Genomic DNA, 16,793 nt, shown 5'->3' with positions numbered 1-16,793 from the left:
GGAAAAGCTCGCCAAGCGCAACATGCAGCTGCAGTGCACCATCCAGGACAGCCAGATCTACCTGACCGACGGCGAAGACACCGTGCTGGTCGAGCGCGAAACCTTCCGCGGCGGACGCTGAAACCCGGCGGCGCGTATAATCTGCCGCTGAAATACTGCTCAGGAAGACAACCAAACTTGACATCCTCCCCTTCGTGAACGGAAGGGGATTCCCACTGCTGGCGTCTGATGCCCCAGACGGAAGCCGGACTGAAACGAGCCCAGCTTCTTATTCAATCCGCAGGATATCTTTCGACCTCGCCGATGGCAACTGCGGCTTGGAAAAAGCGGTATTGGTGAATCATGCCCCAGCGCGTAATCGCTCACTGCGGCACTTATGGAGTTTGACCGTGAACCAACAACAAAGTTCAACACATTTTTTCACTTGGACGGCTGCGGGCGCTACGCGCCCGGCTCCTTTCACTCCCTGCCCTGAAGGACAGGGTTTCTTGGAGCAATTCTGATGAAAAAACATCTGTTTGCGCTGGCCGCGTCGTTTGCCGTCGCCACCAGCGCGCTGGCCCAGGTCAGCGTCACCGCGCCATGGGTACGCGCCACCGTGCCGCAGCAGCGCAGCACCGGCGCCTTCATGCACCTGCAGTCGGCAAAGGATGCGCGCCTGGTCGGCGTCAGCACGCCGGTGGCGGGCATGGCCCAGCTGCACAAGATGGAAATGAGCGGCGACCGCATGAAGATGGAACAGGTCGAACGCATCGAGCTGCCGGCCGGGAAGGGCGTCAACCTCGCCTCCGGCGGCTACCACATCATGCTGATGGACCTGAAACGCCAGCTGAAAGCCGACGAGGTGGTGCCGCTGACGATCGTCGTCGAGGGCAAGGACAAGAAGCGCGAGACCATCACGCTCGACGTGCCGGTCAAGCCGCTGACCTTTACCGGGCCGGGCAAGACGCCCGCGATGCACCAGCACTAAGCGAAAAAGCGCGCACTGCCCGCTTTTTTCATTCCCGCGGCCGCTGCCTTACTTCGGCGAGCCCGCCAGGCGCACCACGTCGCCCGAACCCACCACCGTGCGGCTGATGCGCGGGTCGCCGTAGTAGTTGACGTCGCCCGAGCCGGCGATGGTCGCGTCCAGCGAGTCCCTTGCCCATACGGTGGCGTTGCCGGAACCGGCCACGCTGATGTTGGCGCTGCCGGTGGCCACCCGTCCCAGGTCGACGTCGCCCGAGCCGCCGATCGACAGCGACAGCGACCGCGTGCTGCCGCCGCCGGCGGTCAGGTTGCCGCTGCCGCCCAGCGCGACCGACAGCGAATCTGCGTCGATGCGCTTGACGTCGATCGAGCCCGAGCCGCCGATGTCGATATCCATCTTGCGTCCCTTGAGCGCGTCCGAACGGATCGAGCCCGAGCCGCCCAGCGCCAGGCGTTCGACCGACCTGGCCTGCACCACGATGCGCAGGCGGCTTGGCTGCAGGCTCATGTTGCGCTTGACCGGGCGAATCTTGAGGGTGCCGCCTTCGACCACGGTTTCCACCAGCGGCAGCACGTTGTCGTCGGTTTCGATGGTGATGCCTTCGGCGTTCCCGATGCGCAGCTCGACCTGGGCCGGCAGGCTCAGCGACAGGCCATTGAAACCCGCCACGGCGCGCGACTGCTGCTTGACGGCGCCGCTGCCGCGCACTTTTTCACCGCCGATCCAGTCCAGCGGCGAGGCGGTGGCCACCACCGCCGGCGCTGCCAGCGTGAACGCGGCGACCGCCAGTACGATATGGCGCAGGGTGGTTTTCGGTGCGATCTTCATGTGTCTTGTCCTTGTTGTCGGTGTTTAAGGGGGACGGTGACTGCATCGTAATCCCACCCGCTGAAGCACGCCACGAGATTGCGACAGGATGCATACCGTGCGTTCCAGGATGCCATCAGGCGCGATAATCCGGCAAGGACCGGCCCGGCGCGGTATCATGCCGCCCCCTCATCTTTTCTGGAAGCGTCATGCTGATCATTACTATCAAACAGGGCAAGGAAAAAAGCCTGCTCGCGGGCGACCCCTGGATTTATGCGTCGGCGATCGAGCGGGTCGAGGGCAGGCCCAACGAAAAGATGAAGCCGGGTTCCACCGCCATCGTGCAGTCCTCGTCGCGTGCCTTCCTGGCGCGCGCCGCCTACAATTCGAAATCGCAGATCCGCGCCCGGGTCTGGACCTTCGACGAAGGCCAGCCGATCGACCATGCGCTGATCAAGCGGCGGGTCAAGGCGGCGCTGGAAAAGAGCGCGCCGGCGGCGGCGAAGGCGAAAGCGGGCGACGTGGTGCGCCGCGTGAATGCCGAGGCGGACGGCCTGCCGGGACTGCTGGTGGATTCCTTCGGCGGCAAGGACGGCTGGCTGGTGTGCGAGTTCCAGGCCGCGGGCGTCGACGCCTGGAAGGTGCCGATCGTGCAGGCGCTGATCGCGGAAACCGGCTGCCGCAACGTCTACGAGCGCTCCGACGAACTGGTGCGCAAAGGGGAGGGCCTGCCGGTGGTGGCGGGCGCGCTGGCCGGCGACGAGCCGCCGGACGACGTGACGGTCATGGAAAGCGGCGTGAAGTTTTCGCTCGACCTGAAAACCGGCCACAAGAGCCGCTTCCGCTAAGCCTCAATAGCGGTTGCCGAGGTTGTTGGCCAGCTCGCCATTGCAGGCGATCGACAGGCGGAACGATTCGTCGGGCGTATCCATCGCCGCCTGCGCCACTTCCATGCGGCCGATTTCGGCCTTGATGAAGGGCCGCAGCCAGTTGTCGATGTCGGCCTCCAGCGCCTCCAGCCCCTTGCCATGGTCGGCATACAGCGGCTTGCCGCCGAAGCGCGCCGCCAGTCCATGGCGCACCCGCTCCACCAGTCCGGGGAACTGGTCGCGGTACAGCTGCACGTGGCGCAGTTCGTGTTCCAGTACCTGCCGGTAGCTGCACGAGGCCGGCGCGAACTCGCGCGCGACGAACACCGACATTTTCGGGAACGTCAGCGCCACCGAGATGCGCGGCGCCACGCATTCGCGCCCGCTGGCCTTGTCGGCCAGCGCCGGACCGTCGAAGGACACCACGGTGCGCGCTTCCAGCGCCGTCATGCCGAGCATCTGCTCGCCGGCGTAGTGGTGCACGCTGCGGTTGTTCAGTACCCGGCTCGAGACGGTGTTGTCGACCGTGTAGCCGGACTCGCGCAGGCTGACCTCGAACATGGGTTTCATTTCCTGCTCGCAGCGCTGCTCGAAACTCGGGTTGGCGCCGCGCGCGGCGGCCGGCAACGCAGCCGCCAGCACCAGGGCGGCGATCAGGGGCGTTTTCACGGTGTCCTCCTTGTGCGGATAGAGCCATCCTGCACTTTCCACCAAGGCTTGCCAAGCGATTTTTACGCCACGGATTGCGTTGGAAAGAATAAATTTATCTTTCGATCTTGCAATTTTCTCCGGGGACTAGTCTTATAATCAAGCTCACGCTTGTTCCACCGGAATTCGAGAATCGCGCATGGAAAATCACGAATCGTCGCAAATCAGGACCCTCTCGTATATCGAGAACGAAGACCACCCGGTGTTCGGTACGCTGGTTGAGCAGATCCTGCACCTGCTGAACTCGCGGCTGGTATTTTCCGACATCATCATCCACCAGAACAGTCCCTTGCTGCTGCGCCAGCCCAAGGGCCTGGTGGCGGTGACCGATTCGCCGATCACGAAGGAAGAGCTGGAAGAGTTCTTCAGCGTGATCGAGCCGGACTGGGACGAGCGCATCGCGGTGCGCGCCTTCGACCGCTCGATCGACCTGCACACCGCGCGTATCCGTGCCAACTGCTTCAGCTTCCAGGGCAAGAAGCGGCTCGGCTGCGTGATCCGCCGCTTCCCGAAGGAGCCGCATGCGCTGGCCAGCCTGGGCCTGCGCACCGCGGAACAGGATTTCGCGCGCCTGACTTCGGGGCTGGTGCTGATCATCGGCGATACCTGCCAGGGCAAGTCCACCACCATCGCCTCGATGGTCGACGAAATCAACAAGACCCGCTCGGGCCACATCATCACCATTGAAGACCCGGTCGAGACCCTGATCCCTCAGCGCAAATGCATCATCACCCAGCGCGAAGTGGGCGTCGACGGCGATGTCGAGAGCTACTACCTGGGCGCGCTCGACGCGCTGCGCGAGCGTCCGGACGTGATCGTGATCGGCGAGATCCGCGATGCGGAAACGGCGCAGGAAGCGCTGGCGCTGGCCGAATCGGGCCCGCTGGTGCTGGCGTCGCTGCACGCGCGCTCGACCGAGCTGGGGCTGCAGAAGATGAGCCGCTTGCTGGGGAATTCGGAAGCGCAGTCGCAGGCCCTGGCGCATGCGCTGCGCGGGGTCCTGTGCCAGGCCTTGCTGCCGTCGCTTGACGGCGGCCGCTACCACCTGGCGACCGAGTGCCTGACCTCGAATCCGGAAGTGGTGCGCATGATCGAGTCGGGACGCATTGCGGAAGTGCGTACCTTGATGGATGGCGGCACCGGCAAGTTCAACGCGGGCTGCCATTCGATGAATTCGGCGCTGGTGTACCTGCTGCGCGAGAAGCAGATCAGCATGGAAGATGCGCGCAATGCGACCACCGACAGGATCGGGTTTGCCGATGCTTGTTACTCGGCGATGCTGAACGCCGCGTAACTTAATCCAGCGGCACCGCCCGGTACTTGTTGACCTCGCCCGGCGTGACCGGCGCGGCCCGGTTGCCCCAGCTGCTGCGCAAATACGTCAACAAGGCCGCCGCCTCCGCGTCATCCAAAACATGGCTGAACGGCGGCATGCCATAAGGTTTCGGATTGCCCGTGGTCCCCGGCGGGAAGCCGCCGTTCATCACGCTGCGGATCGCATTGACGGACGAATCCATCGTGATCGCGCGGTTGCCGGCGAGCGGCGGATACGCCGGCGGCAGGCCCTTGCCGTCGCCGCCGTGGCAGTCGACGCAATGGGCTTCATACAGTTTCTTGCCCGCCGCGATAACTTGTTCGGTCTCCGGCCCCGGCACGAATTTTTCCCTCCGCGCCGCCGTATCCGGCAGCGATTTCAAATACACAGCCATCGCGGTCACGTCAGCCACCGCCAAATGCTGCAGGCTCTCCTGAACCACCTCGGCCATCGGCCCCATGACCGTCGCGCGCGGCGAAATCCCGGTGCGCAGCAGCTGCACGATATGCGGCACTTCCCAGCTGCCCAGCCCCGCTTCCGCATCGGAGGTCAGCGATGGCGCATACCACCCGATCACCGGAATCAGCCCGCCGGCCAGCCCGTCCGACGGCGCGCCCAGCGTATTGCGGCTGCTGTGGCATGCGGCGCAGTGCCCGAGCCCTTCGACCAGGTAGGCGCCGCGGTTCCATTCGGCGCCGCGCGCAGGTGTTTCGACGAACGCCGCCGGCTTGAAGTACAGCAGGCGCCAGGCTGCCAGCGACAGCTGCTGGTTGTACGGGAAGCGCAAGGCGTGCGCGTCGTTGGCGCGTGCGCTTGCCGGCACCGTGCGCAGGAAGGCATACAGCGCGTCGGAATCGGCGCGCGACACGCGCGTGTAGTTCGGATAGGGGAAGGCCGGATACAGCATGCGGCCGTCGCGCGACTTGCCGTTGTGGAGGGCGCCCCAGAAGTCGTCCGCGCTCCAGGCGCCGATGCCGTTGGCCTGGTCGGGGGTGATGTTGGGCGCGGTCAGTTTGCCGAACGGCGTGTCGATGGCGCGCCCGCCTGCGTATGCCTGGCCGCCGCGCGCCGTGTGGCATGCCATGCAGTCGCCCGCCTTGGCCAGGTAGGCGCCGCGCGCGACATTGTCCTGCGTGCCGGCCCATGCGGCGGGCGAACTGGCCGCGATGAACTGGTCGCGCGGCCAGGCAATGGCCACCGCCGCAGCCGCGCCGGCGGCTATCAGCGCGGGAACCAGGTAGCGCTTCTTCATTGCGCGCCCTCCGGCGCGCTGCCGCAGGCGATCGGCAGCGGACGCGCGATGGCGCCGGCGGCGGCCGGGCGCGTACCGGGCGGCACCGGCTGGGCCGCCAGCCATCCGGACACGGCGGAAATGTCGGCCTGGCTGAGGCGCCCGGCAATGTCGGCCATGCAGTCGGGCGCATGCGCGCGGCGCGTCTTGTTCTTCCACGCGCCGAACTGCGCGTTCATGTAGTCGCGCGGGAGGCCAAGCAGGCCCGGTATCGCGGGTTCGACGCCGGTCAGGGCCTTGCCGTGGCAGGCCACGCAGGCCGGCACCCTGATCGCGGCGTCGCCGTCCAGTGCCAGTTTGCGGCCCCGTTCCATGATGGCGGGCGCCAGGATGGCCGGGGTGGAGGCCGGCGCCGGCAAGTGATGCTGCGAGAAATGCAGGGCGATCTCGCGCAGGTAGTCGTCCGGCAGGTGGCCGACCATATAGGTCATCATCGGGAACTGGCGCTTGCCGTCCTTGAAGTTGACCAGCTGGTTGTACAGGTAGCCGGCCGGCTTGCCCGAGATGCGCGGGAAGAAGGCGTCGTTGCGGTCGGGCCGTGCGTGGCAGGAAGTGCAGGCGAGAAGCCGTTGTTCCATCGTGGCCGGCAGCACCTTGGGACGTTCCGCCCATGCGGCTCCCGCCAGGGCGGCGAGGGCCAGCAGCAGGGCGGCGCGGCGGTCCACGTCAGCTGTCCGCGCGCCAGCGGCGGTAGATGCGCAGCGCCACGTGGGCGTCGTCGGCCGCATACAGGATCTGCTTTTCGGACAGGCGCGGCAGGGCCCAGTTGGTGGTGGTGATCTTCTTCGACTTCTGCAGGCGCTGCCCGAAGAAGCGCGCCACCGCGGTTTTCGCGCCCAGCGTGTTGCGCTCGCCGCGGCGCAGGGCGGTGGCGAGGTCGAGCACGTTGGCGGTTTCGATCCCGAGCTTGCTGCGCAGGCGGCGCAGGTCGTCGGTCAGGCCGAAGCCGACCTTCAGGATGAGGGCCGATTCGAGCACTTCGCGCAGCACGTCGATGGCCGGCGCCGGGCCGATCTGGAACAGGTAGGCCGCATCGTCCGTGGCCAGCTGCACCAGGTGCGGGCCGGTCGACGACTCGCCCTTGGCGAAGGTAGGCTTCGATTCGGTATCGAAGCCCAGCACGTCGGAAGAGAGCAGGGCGGCCAGCGCATCGGCCGCATCGCGCTCGGATTTCACCACCCGCACGTGATGCAGCTTGATGCCGTCGTAGGGCGGCAACAGTTCGTCGGGGACGTCCGCCATGGCCGGCTTAGCCGTTGCGGGAGAACTTGGACGCGAGCTGGAGCAGCTTTTCCTGGCGCAGGCGGTTGGCTTCCTCGGCCTGGGCGGCTTCGCGTTCGGCCTTCTTGCGCTCGGCTTCCTTCTTGAAACGCTGCTGCAGCACTTCCTTGGCGTGGGCGCGGTGGGTGTCGGTGACTTCGTCGCCGGCATTGCCGTCCAGGTCGTAGCGCAAGGTTGCTTTTTCCATCACGCGCAGGTAGCGCAGCGAACCGGTATGGATGCCAAGCGCGGCGCGCATGGTCTTGCGGTCGGTGCCGGGCAGGCGTGCAAGGATCTGCTTGTCGATGCCGATGGCCAGCGGCAGGCAATTACGGAACGCGGGAAACTGTTGCTGGAGTTGCTTGAGCAGGTTCCGCGCGCTGGGAGCGGCGGCTGGCGCCGGGCTTGGCGCGGATGCTTCCGCGGGCTCGGCGGCAAGGGGTGTTGGATTCATTGACTTCATTGTAAAAGCTGGAACCGGAAGGATAGCATGCTCACATTGGTAAGTAATGGGACAATTTGGCAACATGTTGTTAGTCTACTGTTGACAGTCGGTCAAACAGCCGCTCCTGTGCAGGCGCCCATCGGCGAAATCGTGTATGATCCGCCTCTTGCCTTGCGCATGGCTTGAGCTGGCGCAGGGTGTAGGGGGAGTTGTGGAAGCGGCCGCTAGCGGCAGCTATGCCAAATGCTTATATCAGGTATTTGGTTTTTCAATTGTCATGATATGTTGCAATGCGCCATAATAACGCTTGTCTCCTCTATTCTTCCCCTGAAAAATAGATTCAAGCCCGTTTTTGCCAGCGGGCTTTTTTTCGTTTTGTAATGCACAGCACTGTCTTGATCACCGCACAATCACTTCATTTCCCGGGTCGCCAAAGGTGGCCGGTGGCGCTTGCATTCCAGCAGTATCGCCCTTAGCTAGGGCCATCCCTATTCACCTCCATCGGGACAGCATTGCTGGCCCAGGTGGATTATTGACTTCGCAGGCGCGCAGCACGCCCTCGACTGGAGAGTTTTTAATGAAGAACACCGCCAAGACACTGACACTGACCGCTACCAAGGCGCCGCGCAAGGCAACTGCGCAGCTCGCGGTCCCGAAAACCGCGACCTCCTACTTCCTCGAAACGGAAGCCGCGGCCACGGTCACGGTGGTGAAAAAAGGCGGACGCCTGGCGGTGAGCGCGGCGGAAGCGCCAGGCGCGGCCGTCGCCGCGGCGCCGGCCGTGCCGGTGGTGGTGCGCAAGCGCTCGCGCCTGGCGACGGTCGAGCCGGTGGTCGAGTCGGCGCCTGCCGCAGCCGAAGCTGCGCCTGCCGAGACAGCCCCGAAGGCGGTCAAGACCCGCGTCGCCAGGAAGGCCGAAGAAGCGGCGCCGGTCAGCCACACCGCTCCGTCGGTGGTGAGCGACGCCGCCACGCTGGCCTCGATCGACACTTCCGGCTACCTGCTGCCGGGCGTGAAGGTGCCGGGCCGCCGCGGCCGCAAGCCGAGCGAATTCATGCCCGAGAACGACGAAGTCGCGGCGCTGAACGCGGTCGAACGCGCCGAGCTGAAGGCGGTGTCGAAGGCCAGGGAGCGCAAGGCCAAGAGCGGCCTGGCGAACATCATGGGCGCTGACGACAAGACGTCGGAAGCCGACCTGGAACGCCGCCGCCAGCAGATCAAGAACCTGATCAACATGGGCAAGGACCGCGGTTTCCTGACCTACGCCGAGATCAACGACCAGCTGCCTGAAAATATTATCGATCCGGAAGCGATCGAAGGCATCATCGCAACCTTCAACGACATGGGCATCGCCGTCTACGAGCGCGCCCCTGACGCCGAAATGATGCTGCTGACCGATACCGTGGCCACCCAGACCAGCGACGACGAAGTTGAAGCGGCTGCCGCGACCGCGCTGTCGACCGTCGATTCCGACTTCGGCCGCACCACCGACCCGGTCCGCATGTACATGCGTGAAATGGGCGCGGTCGCGCTGCTGACCCGCGAAGGCGAGATCGAAATCGCCAAGCGCATCGAAGGCGGCCTGAAAGACATGGTGCAGGCGATTTCGGCCTGCCCGACCACGATCGCCGAGATCATCGCGCTGTCGCACAAGATCGCGAAAGACGAAATCAAGGTCGATGAAGTGGTCGACGGCTTCGTCGACCTGAACGAAAGCTCGGCGCCTGCCGCGCCGGCGCCGCAGGCATCGTCGGACGACGACGACGAGGAAGAAGAAGAAGTCGAGGAAGAAGACGGCGACGCCAATGGCGGCGCGGCCGGCTTCTCGACCGAACAGCTGGCGCAGCTGAAGAAGGGCGCGCTGGACAAGTTCGCCGTCATCGAAGACCAGTTCGACAAGATGGCCAAGGCCTTCGAGAAGGACGGCTACGGCTCGCCGAAATACGTCAACGCGCAGGAAGTCATCTCCAACGAGCTGCTGGGCATCCGTTTCACCGCCAAGGTGGTCGAGAAGCTGTGCGACACCCTGCGCGGCCAGATGGACGAAGTGCGCCAGATCGAAAAAGCCGTGCTGGCGATCTGCGTGGACCGCTGCGGCATGCCGCGCGCCCACTTCATCAAGGTCTTCCCGGGCAACGAGACGGACCTGGAATGGGTCGACCGCGAAGTCGACTGCGCCTACCCGTACAGCACCGTGTTGGGCCGTAACGTCCCGGCGATCAAGGAACTGCAGCAGCGCATGATCGACCTGCAGGCGCGCGTGGCGCTGCCGCTGGCCGACCTGCGCAAGATTAACAAGCAGATGGCCGCGGGCGAAAAGCGCGCGCGCCACGCCAAGCGTGAAATGACGGTGGCCAACCTGCGCCTGGTGATTTCGATCGCGAAGAAGTACATCAACCGCGGCCTGCAGTTCCTCGACCTTATCCAGGAAGGCAACATCGGCCTGCTGAAGGCGGTGGACAAGTTCGAATACCGCCGCGGCTACAAGTTCTCGACCTATGCGACCTGGTGGATCCGCCAGGCGATCACGCGTTCGATCGCGGACATGGCGCGTACCATCCGCGTGCCGGTGCACATGATCGAGACCATCAACAAGATGAACCGCATCTCGCGCCAGATCATGCAGGAAACCGGCAGCGAGCCGGATCTCGCGACGCTGGCCTTGAAGATGGAAATGCCGGAGAACAAAGTCCGCGAAATCATGAAGATCGCGAAGGAACCGATTTCGATGGAAACGCCGATGGGCGAGGACGGCGATTCGCAGCTGGGCGACTTCATCGAGGACAACACCACGCTGGCGCCGCTGGACGCCGCGCTGCACGCATCGATGCGCAACGTGATCAAGGAAGTGCTCGATTCGCTGACCCCGCGCGAAGCGAAGGTGCTGCGCATGCGCTACGGCGTCGAGATGTCGAACGACCACACGCTGGAAGAAGTGGGCAAGCAGTTCGATGTGACGCGCGAGCGTATCCGCCAGATCGAAGCGAAAGCCATGAGCAAGCTGCGCCAGCCGTCGCGTTCGGACAAGCTGAAGAGCTTCCTGCATAACCACTAATCGGTGATGTCAGGCGATGACGCTGCGCTCATCCGCTCTACGACTACGAGAATGAAAACGGCGGATGCGCTCCGCTTATCCGCCCTACGTCCCGAAGTCTGCGTAGGGCGGATAAGCGGGCTGCCGCCGAGGCCGCATCCGCCGTTTTACATCAAGCCTGCACCGCCGCCGCCGTCGGAATCAGGATCGACAAGGTCGTCCCGGTGTCGTCCCCGCTGTCGATCGCCAGCTCCCCGCCAAACACGTTCACCCGTTCGCGGATCCCGCGCAGCGCACACGCCGCATCCTTCCCCGCATTCCCCTCGACCACGCCGACTCCGTCATCGAGTATCGTGATCGACAGCTGCTCCGCCCCGATCGACAGCGTCACATTCGCCCATGGTCGCATGCGCATATCGCAGCACATACAGCAGCCACTCCTGCACGATGCGGAAGACCAACCGCATTGCGCTTCGCATCCGCCGGCGATTCCTGCTACCCCGATCCACGGCAGCGTGCACGCAGCCGCTGCGCTTCTTGAAACTGGTCGGCCAGCCACTCCAGCGGCTACCGGCAGCCCCAGCTCCAGCGTCTCGGATGCAGGTATTCGATGATCTCGGCGCACCGAGCGATGTGGCGTCGATGGTTGTCGAGCACATGCCCGACCCGCTCCTTGAGCAGAGGAATGGGCGTCGCCCGCGCGCGCATGCAGGCATTCGACATCGATCCTCAGGGCCAGCAGGTTCTGCCCCAAGTCGTCGGGATTGCCCTTGGCGATGCGCTCGCCGTCTTCCGCCTTCATCAGTTCGAGGCGCGCCGTCACTTGGCGCAGCTGCTGGTAAGACAGCTGCAGCGCCGCCTGCGCCAGCTTGCGCTCGGTGATGTCGATGAACACGCAGATCAGGTAATCCGGCTGGCCGCCGGCGTCGAAAACCGGCTTCCTGACCAATTCGTACTGGCGGCAATGCACGCGTGCGACGTTCCAGATTTTCCGATCCTCCACGATCACCTCGCGGTTTGCAAAGGCGGCACGGTCGGTGGCCAGGATCTTCTCCATCTGGTCCGGCGTAAACATCTCGGCGCCGGTCTTGCCCACCATCTCGGGGAACGACAGGCCCCAGCCTTTTTCCGCGGCATTGTTCATGAAGGTGATGCGGGACTGCGGGTCCTTGATCATCAAGGCCACCGGCAGGGTGGCGATGATGTTCTGCAGCCGCTCCGCGCTGCGCACTTGCGCGCGCTCGGCCGCCTGGCGTACCGCGGTTTCGGCGCGCAGCTGCTCGTTCTCCCGCATCAGGTGCTCGGCACGCATCCTGATGGCGCACAGCTCGAGTTCGGCCTCCTTGCGCCGTGAAATGTCGGTCAGCAGCATGGCTTCGGCCATCTTGCGGGTGGTGATGAGGTGGCGCAGCCGCATCAGGACCACGGTGGCCAGGCTGGCCGCCAGCGCGGCCAGGCTGGCCGGCCCCAACTGCAGCTGGCCGGCGGCAGCGGCGGCCAGGACGGCAAATGCGCCCCCAAACAGGAGGATGGTTCCGGCTACCGCCAACGAGATGCTTTCCACATTCCACTTCATTATCGGAGCTTTCAGATGGGAAATAGATGGTCGATTCTATATCTGTTTTCTTTCACGAAACTTGCAAGAAAGTACTATGCAAGGTGCATGTTTCTTGCTCAATAAAGATAAGCAACAGTTTTGCAGCGACTCGCGTGTATGGTCCAAGCGTCGGAATGAGATGCAAACAATGCTTCCCCATCGACTCTTGTTTCCATAGGCCCAAGTCTCGGCTAGATAAACATGTTATTCTTTTAACGGAGGCTGTTCCCATCCGTACCCGAACCGACGCGTTACGTAGGGGATTTGTCGTTTGAGCCAATTTGAATGGCACGCTTATACGTTGATTTTTCCGTATCGAAGCCTATGCGAACGATCACTGAGGACGAGGCGCGCGCGCTCATGCGCGACCCATTGAAGTGCGAGGACATAGGTGAGTGGTTGCCGCTGAAAGTGCAGCCAGGAACCGTATCGGTAGGTGTTGGGGTTCTAGACGAGTTCGGCGCAAGTGCTCAAATGTATGTCGAGCTTGTATATCGCCGAAGCCATAAAACTACGGTTACCCGATATGTTTTCACCCTCTTTCAGCGGTTTCCCTACGGAAAAGAGCGTGTATATCAGCTCGAAGTTACGCATGCGCCAAGCGCATACTTGATACTCACAAGCTGTCGCATGAGCACGTGGGCTCACTCCGGACGACTGGGGATGCGAGTTGGGCGAGTTGGGGATATGATGAAGTACTGGCACATTTTTGTGCTCAGACAAATATCACATTTGAGCCGTCGCCAGTTCATCCAGAAACGTTTGAGTTAAAACCTGACAGATGATTTGCTCCACGATTTCAGAAATGATCGGTTTCGTCTGCCATCCGCTAAATGCCGAGGGCAGCGTGGCGATGATCGATACGCCATTCGCCTTTGCTGATGGCGACGGGATTCCTGTTTTTGTCGAAAAAATCGGCTCGACAGTTCGGTTCTTTGACGACGGCGGCGTCATCATGCACTTGATTGGTCGGGGCGTTTCGTTCGATGATCATCGGCGAACCCGTTTTCTAAAAAACATTGCTGAACCAAATGGCGTTCAACTGAATGATTCCGGTGAACTCGAAATATGGTCTAAGTCTAACGAGGTGCAAAAAGCGTTTGCACAGTATCTGACCACAGTCCTTGCTGTGACGAGTTGGGAGAAAGAGCAATGTGGCGTTTCGACAGATTCATCACTGCTTCTAGATGAGGTTGCTATCTATCTCCAGGCGTGGAAGCCATCGGCAGTTCTCGCTGATGGAAAAGAAATATCAGGCGTTACGGGTCATGTCTACAAAATGGATTTTCAGTTTGATGGTTCTGCCGTTTTGGCGATTGGTATACATCCGGCAAGCGTCAGTTCGACCGCAAAGAAGCTGCTGGACATTAGGGCGGCGACGGAGAATGAAGGCCTCAATATATTGGTCGTAATGGATGATCGACAAGACCAGGATGCCGCGCGTCGTGAGGGACTTGTGCTGGATTCAGTCGGTAAAGTCATGATGATGACCAAGCTTCAGGAGCGTTCTCGTATTCACACTCGACCGAGCTAGCACTAGTCACGACCTTTCTAAGATCTCAGGTGAACGAGGCCCCAATCATTCAAACGAACGATTGGGGTTTAGTCTTTTGTTGGTTCGCTTCTCGCGCGGATGGATTAGCCCGTATTGCGGAGCCCTGCCGCCACCCCGTTGATCGACAAATGAATCCCGCGGTGCACCCGCGGATCGACCCGTTCCGGCTCGCCTGCCGCCGAACGATGGCGGTGAATCAGCTCAACCTGCAGGTGGTTCAGCGGATCGAGGTAGGCGAAGCGGTTCTGGATCGACCTCGCCAGCAGCGGGTTCCTGGCCAGCCGCTGGCCGGTGCCGGTGACCTGCTCCAGGCAGCGCAGCGTGTTGGCGTGTTCACCCGAGATGCGCTTGAAGATACGCTCGCGCAGTTCCACGTCGGCCACCAGCCCGGCGTAGCGCGACGCGATCGGCAGGTCGGTCTTGGCCAGCACCATGTCCATGTTCGACAGCAGCGTCGCGAAGAACGGCCACTCCTGGTACATCGCGCGCAGCGTTTCCAGGCGTTCCTCCTTCTGGCCGCCGTCGTCGAGCCACTCGCCGATGGCCGAGCCGAAGCCGTACCAGCCCGGCAGCAGCAGGCGGCACTGGCCCCACGAGAAGCCCCACGGGATCGCGCGCAGGTCTTCGATGCGGCGCGTCGACTTGCGCGAGGCAGGGCGCGAACCGAGGTTCAGCTCCGCGATTTCGGCGATCGGCGTGGCGGCGAAGAAGTAGTCGGTGAAGCCCGGGGTTTCGTACACCAGGTTGCGGTAGGCCTTGTACGCGCGCTCGGACAGCTCGGCCATCACGGCTTCGAAGCGGGCCAGCTTGTCGGCGTGCGAGCCTTCCTGCGCGTGCGGCATCAGGCTCGCTTCCAGCGTCGCGGCCACCAGCAGTTCGAGGTTGCGGCGGCCGATGTCGGCGTTGGAGAACTTGGAGGCGATGATCTCGCCCTGTTCGGTCAGGCGGATCTGGCCATTCACGGTGCCCGGCGGCTGCGCCAGGATCGCCTCGTAGCTCGGGCCGCCGCCGCGGCCGACGGTGCCGCCGCGGCCATGGAACAGGCGCAGCTTGACCTTCGCGTCCGCGAACACGCGCACCAGCTGCACCTCGGCCTTGTACAGCTCCCAGTTCGAGGTCAGGAAGCCGCCGTCCTTGTTGGAGTCGGAGTAGCCCAGCATGACTTCCTGCAGCCGGCCCTGATAGTCGATCAGGCGGTTCACGAAGGGCAGCGACATCCATTCGCGCATGATGTCCGGCGCGCGCTGCAGGTCGGGGATGGTTTCGAACAGCGGGATCACCATCACGTCGATCTGGCCAGTGGCCGGGATCATCAGGCCGGTTTCCTTCTGCAGCAGCAGCACTTCCAGCAGGTCGGATACCGTCTCGGTATGCGAGATGATGTAGTTGCGGATCGCGCGCTCGCCGTAGCGGCTGCGGATCTCGCGCGCCGCGCGCAGGATCGCCAGCTCGGAGTTGGTCTCGTCGCTGTAGTCGGTGTACGCCGAGTACAGCAGGCGCGGCTGGGCCAGTTCGGCCAGCAGCAGCTTGACCTTGGCTTCCTCGTCGAGCGCGGCGTAGCCGGTTTCGACCTGGGCGCTGGCGAACAGTTCGTCCAGCACACGCTCGTGCACGTCCGAGGTCTGGCGCATGTCGAGCGAAGCAAGGTGGAAGCCGAAGATGGTGGCGGCGCGCTGCAGGCGCTGCAGGCGCGGGCGGATCAGCTGGGCGCCGTGGTTGGCGCGCAGCGAATCGGACAGCAGCGCCAGGTCGGCGCCGAAGGCGCTGGCATCAAGGTAAGGATCGGCCTTGCCGACTTCCTTGAGCACCACGTGGGCCGCGCCCAGTTCGCGCGCGGTGGCCGCCAGGCGCGCATACATGCCGATCAGCGCGCGGCGGTACGGTTCATCGCTGCGGTGCGGGGACGAGTCGGTCGATGCGTCGGCCAGCGCCTGCAGTTCCGGCGTCACCTTGACCATCAGCGTCGATACCGACAATTCGGCGCCCAGCGCGTGCACTTCGTCGAGGTAGAAGTCGAGGATGGTGGTGGCGTGGCGCACCAGTGCATGCTGCATGGTGCCGGCGTTGACGTTCGGGTTGCCGTCGCGGTCGCCGCCGATCCAGCTGCCCATCTGGACGTACGAGGCATCGGTGGCGGGAGCGCCGCCGTCCTTCAGGCCATAGCCGGCGGCGATTTCTTCCTCGATGTCGTCGTACAGGCCGGGCAGCTCGCGCAGGAAGGTGATGCGGTAGTAGGACAGGGCGTTGTCGATTTCGTCGGCCACCGTCAGCTTCGAATAGCGCAGCATGCGGGTCTGCCACAGCGTGGCGACGCGCGCGCGCATCAGTTCGAGGTTGGCGGCGCGTTCGCGCGGCGTCAGCGGCAGGTCGCGCTCGGCCAGCAGGTGGGCGATGTCATGCTCGGCGTCCAGGATGCTCTTGCGCTGCACTTCGGTCGGGTGGGCGGTCAGCACCGGCGAGATCAGCGCGTCCTTGAAGAAGGACTGCACGGTGTCGGACGATACGCCGGCGTCCTTCAGGCGCGACAGCGCGAATCCCAGGCTGCCCTGCTGCGGCGTCGAGCCGGCCAGCAGGTGGGCGCGGCGGCGCCGGATGTGGTGCTGGTCCTCGGCGATGTTGGCCAGGTGCGAGAAATACGAGAAGGCGCGCACCACCGAGATAGTCTGGTCGCGCGTCAGGCGGTGCAGCAGGGCGGTCAGTTCCTCACCGGCCTTGGGATCGGCTTCGCGCCGGAACCGTACGGCGGTCTGGCGGATGGTCTCGACGACGTCGAACACGTCCTCGCCTTCCTGGTCACGCAGCACGTCGCCCAGCAGGCGCCCGAGCAGGCGGATATCTTCTTTCAGCGGTTCGTCCTTGTCGACGATTGTCACTGATTCTTGGGCAGCAGCTTGATTTACCATGTTGGACCACAGAATGAAATGTTGGGCAAAGGCTTTTGG

14 protein-coding genes are annotated in these 16,793 nt (G+C 63.6%); 6 read left to right on the top strand and 8 right to left on the bottom strand.

All coding sequences use genetic code 11. The features are described from left to right. On the top strand, positions 1 to 121 hold a 121-nt coding region (locus tag D3872_RS27690; RefSeq protein ID WP_147374000.1), incomplete at its 5' end, for a YaeQ family protein. 381 nt (positions 122 to 502) lie between these two features. Next, entirely contained in the window at positions 503 to 970 is a 468-nt protein-coding gene (locus D3872_RS24630) for a copper chaperone PCu(A)C (RefSeq protein ID WP_119813232.1), read from the top strand. Positions 971 to 1,018: 48 nt separating this feature from the next. On the opposite strand, the gene D3872_RS24625 is transcribed toward D3872_RS24630, so the two are convergent. After that, positions 1,019 to 1,798 (bottom strand): head GIN domain-containing protein, encoded by a 780-nt coding sequence (locus D3872_RS24625; RefSeq protein ID WP_119813231.1) that lies wholly within the window; start codon positions 1,796 to 1,798, stop codon positions 1,019 to 1,021. A 188-nt stretch (positions 1,799 to 1,986) separates the two neighbouring features. On the opposite strand from D3872_RS24625, the gene D3872_RS24620 reads away from it, so the two are divergent. Beyond that, positions 1,987 to 2,625 carry a class I SAM-dependent rRNA methyltransferase gene (locus D3872_RS24620; protein WP_119813230.1) on the top strand — a complete coding sequence of 213 codons (639 nt, stop codon included), beginning with the start codon at positions 1,987 to 1,989 and terminating at the stop codon, positions 2,623 to 2,625. A gap of 3 nt (positions 2,626 to 2,628) precedes the next feature. On the opposite strand, the gene D3872_RS24615 is transcribed toward D3872_RS24620, so the two are convergent. After that, entirely contained in the window at positions 2,629 to 3,315 is a 687-nt protein-coding gene (locus D3872_RS24615; protein ID WP_147373999.1) for a hypothetical protein, read from the bottom strand. Positions 3,316 to 3,493: 178 nt separating this feature from the next. Here D3872_RS24615 and D3872_RS24610 point away from each other — a divergent pair, with 178 nt between their 5' ends. Next, entirely contained in the window at positions 3,494 to 4,648 is a 1,155-nt protein-coding gene (locus D3872_RS24610) for a type IV pilus twitching motility protein PilT (protein ID WP_119813228.1), read from the top strand. Between the two features lies 1 nt (position 4,649). Here the strand turns inward: D3872_RS24610 and D3872_RS24605 are convergent, their stop codons facing one another. From D3872_RS24605 to D3872_RS24590, 4 genes are read right to left on the bottom strand one after another with little or no spacing between them, the layout of a single operon-like run. Then, positions 4,650 to 5,921 carry a cytochrome c gene (locus D3872_RS24605; RefSeq protein WP_119813227.1) on the bottom strand — a complete coding sequence of 424 codons (1,272 nt, stop codon included), beginning with the start codon at positions 5,919 to 5,921 and terminating at the stop codon, positions 4,650 to 4,652. After that, positions 5,918 to 6,625 (bottom strand): c-type cytochrome, encoded by a 708-nt coding sequence (locus tag D3872_RS24600; RefSeq protein ID WP_119813226.1) that lies wholly within the window; start codon positions 6,623 to 6,625, stop codon positions 5,918 to 5,920. Before D3872_RS24600 ends, D3872_RS24605 begins: the two co-directional genes overlap by 4 nt. 1 nt (position 6,626) lies before the next feature. Further along, positions 6,627 to 7,202, bottom strand: coding sequence for a 3'-5' exonuclease (locus tag D3872_RS24595; RefSeq protein WP_119813225.1), 576 nt, complete (start codon positions 7,200 to 7,202; stop codon positions 6,627 to 6,629). 7 nt (positions 7,203 to 7,209) lie between these two features. Continuing rightward, positions 7,210 to 7,683: a ProQ/FINO family protein gene (locus D3872_RS24590; RefSeq protein ID WP_119813224.1), complete on the bottom strand. Its 474-nt coding sequence runs from the start codon at positions 7,681 to 7,683 to the stop codon at positions 7,210 to 7,212. Positions 7,684 to 8,242: 559 nt separating this feature from the next. Between D3872_RS24590 and rpoD the strand changes: the two genes are divergently transcribed. After that, positions 8,243 to 10,720, top strand: coding sequence for an RNA polymerase sigma factor RpoD (rpoD, locus tag D3872_RS24585; protein WP_119813223.1), 2,478 nt, complete (start codon positions 8,243 to 8,245; stop codon positions 10,718 to 10,720). 151 nt (positions 10,721 to 10,871) lie between these two features. Here the strand turns inward: rpoD and D3872_RS24580 are convergent, their stop codons facing one another. Beyond that, positions 10,872 to 12,263, bottom strand: a complete 1,392-nt coding sequence (locus tag D3872_RS24580; RefSeq protein WP_182915929.1) for a PAS domain S-box protein — start codon at positions 12,261 to 12,263, stop codon at positions 10,872 to 10,874. A gap of 838 nt (positions 12,264 to 13,101) precedes the next feature. On the opposite strand from D3872_RS24580, the gene D3872_RS24570 reads away from it, so the two are divergent. After that, on the top strand, positions 13,102 to 13,830 hold the full coding sequence (locus D3872_RS24570; RefSeq protein ID WP_182915928.1) for a DUF1828 domain-containing protein: 729 nt from the start codon (positions 13,102 to 13,104) through the stop codon (positions 13,828 to 13,830). A gap of 104 nt (positions 13,831 to 13,934) precedes the next feature. Here D3872_RS24570 and ppc read toward each other — a convergent pair whose 3' ends face one another. Then, positions 13,935 to 16,754 carry a phosphoenolpyruvate carboxylase gene (gene ppc, locus D3872_RS24565; RefSeq protein ID WP_119813219.1) on the bottom strand — a complete coding sequence of 940 codons (2,820 nt, stop codon included), beginning with the start codon at positions 16,752 to 16,754 and terminating at the stop codon, positions 13,935 to 13,937. Between the last annotated feature and the right edge of the window lie 39 nt (positions 16,755 to 16,793).

It is taken from the genome of Massilia cavernae (genome assembly GCF_003590855.1).
Lineage (GTDB): Bacteria > Pseudomonadota > Gammaproteobacteria > Burkholderiales > Burkholderiaceae_D > Telluria_A > Telluria_A cavernae.
The sequence above is the reverse complement of the archived record's forward strand: the minus strand, read 5'-3'. Positions and strand labels throughout refer to the sequence as shown.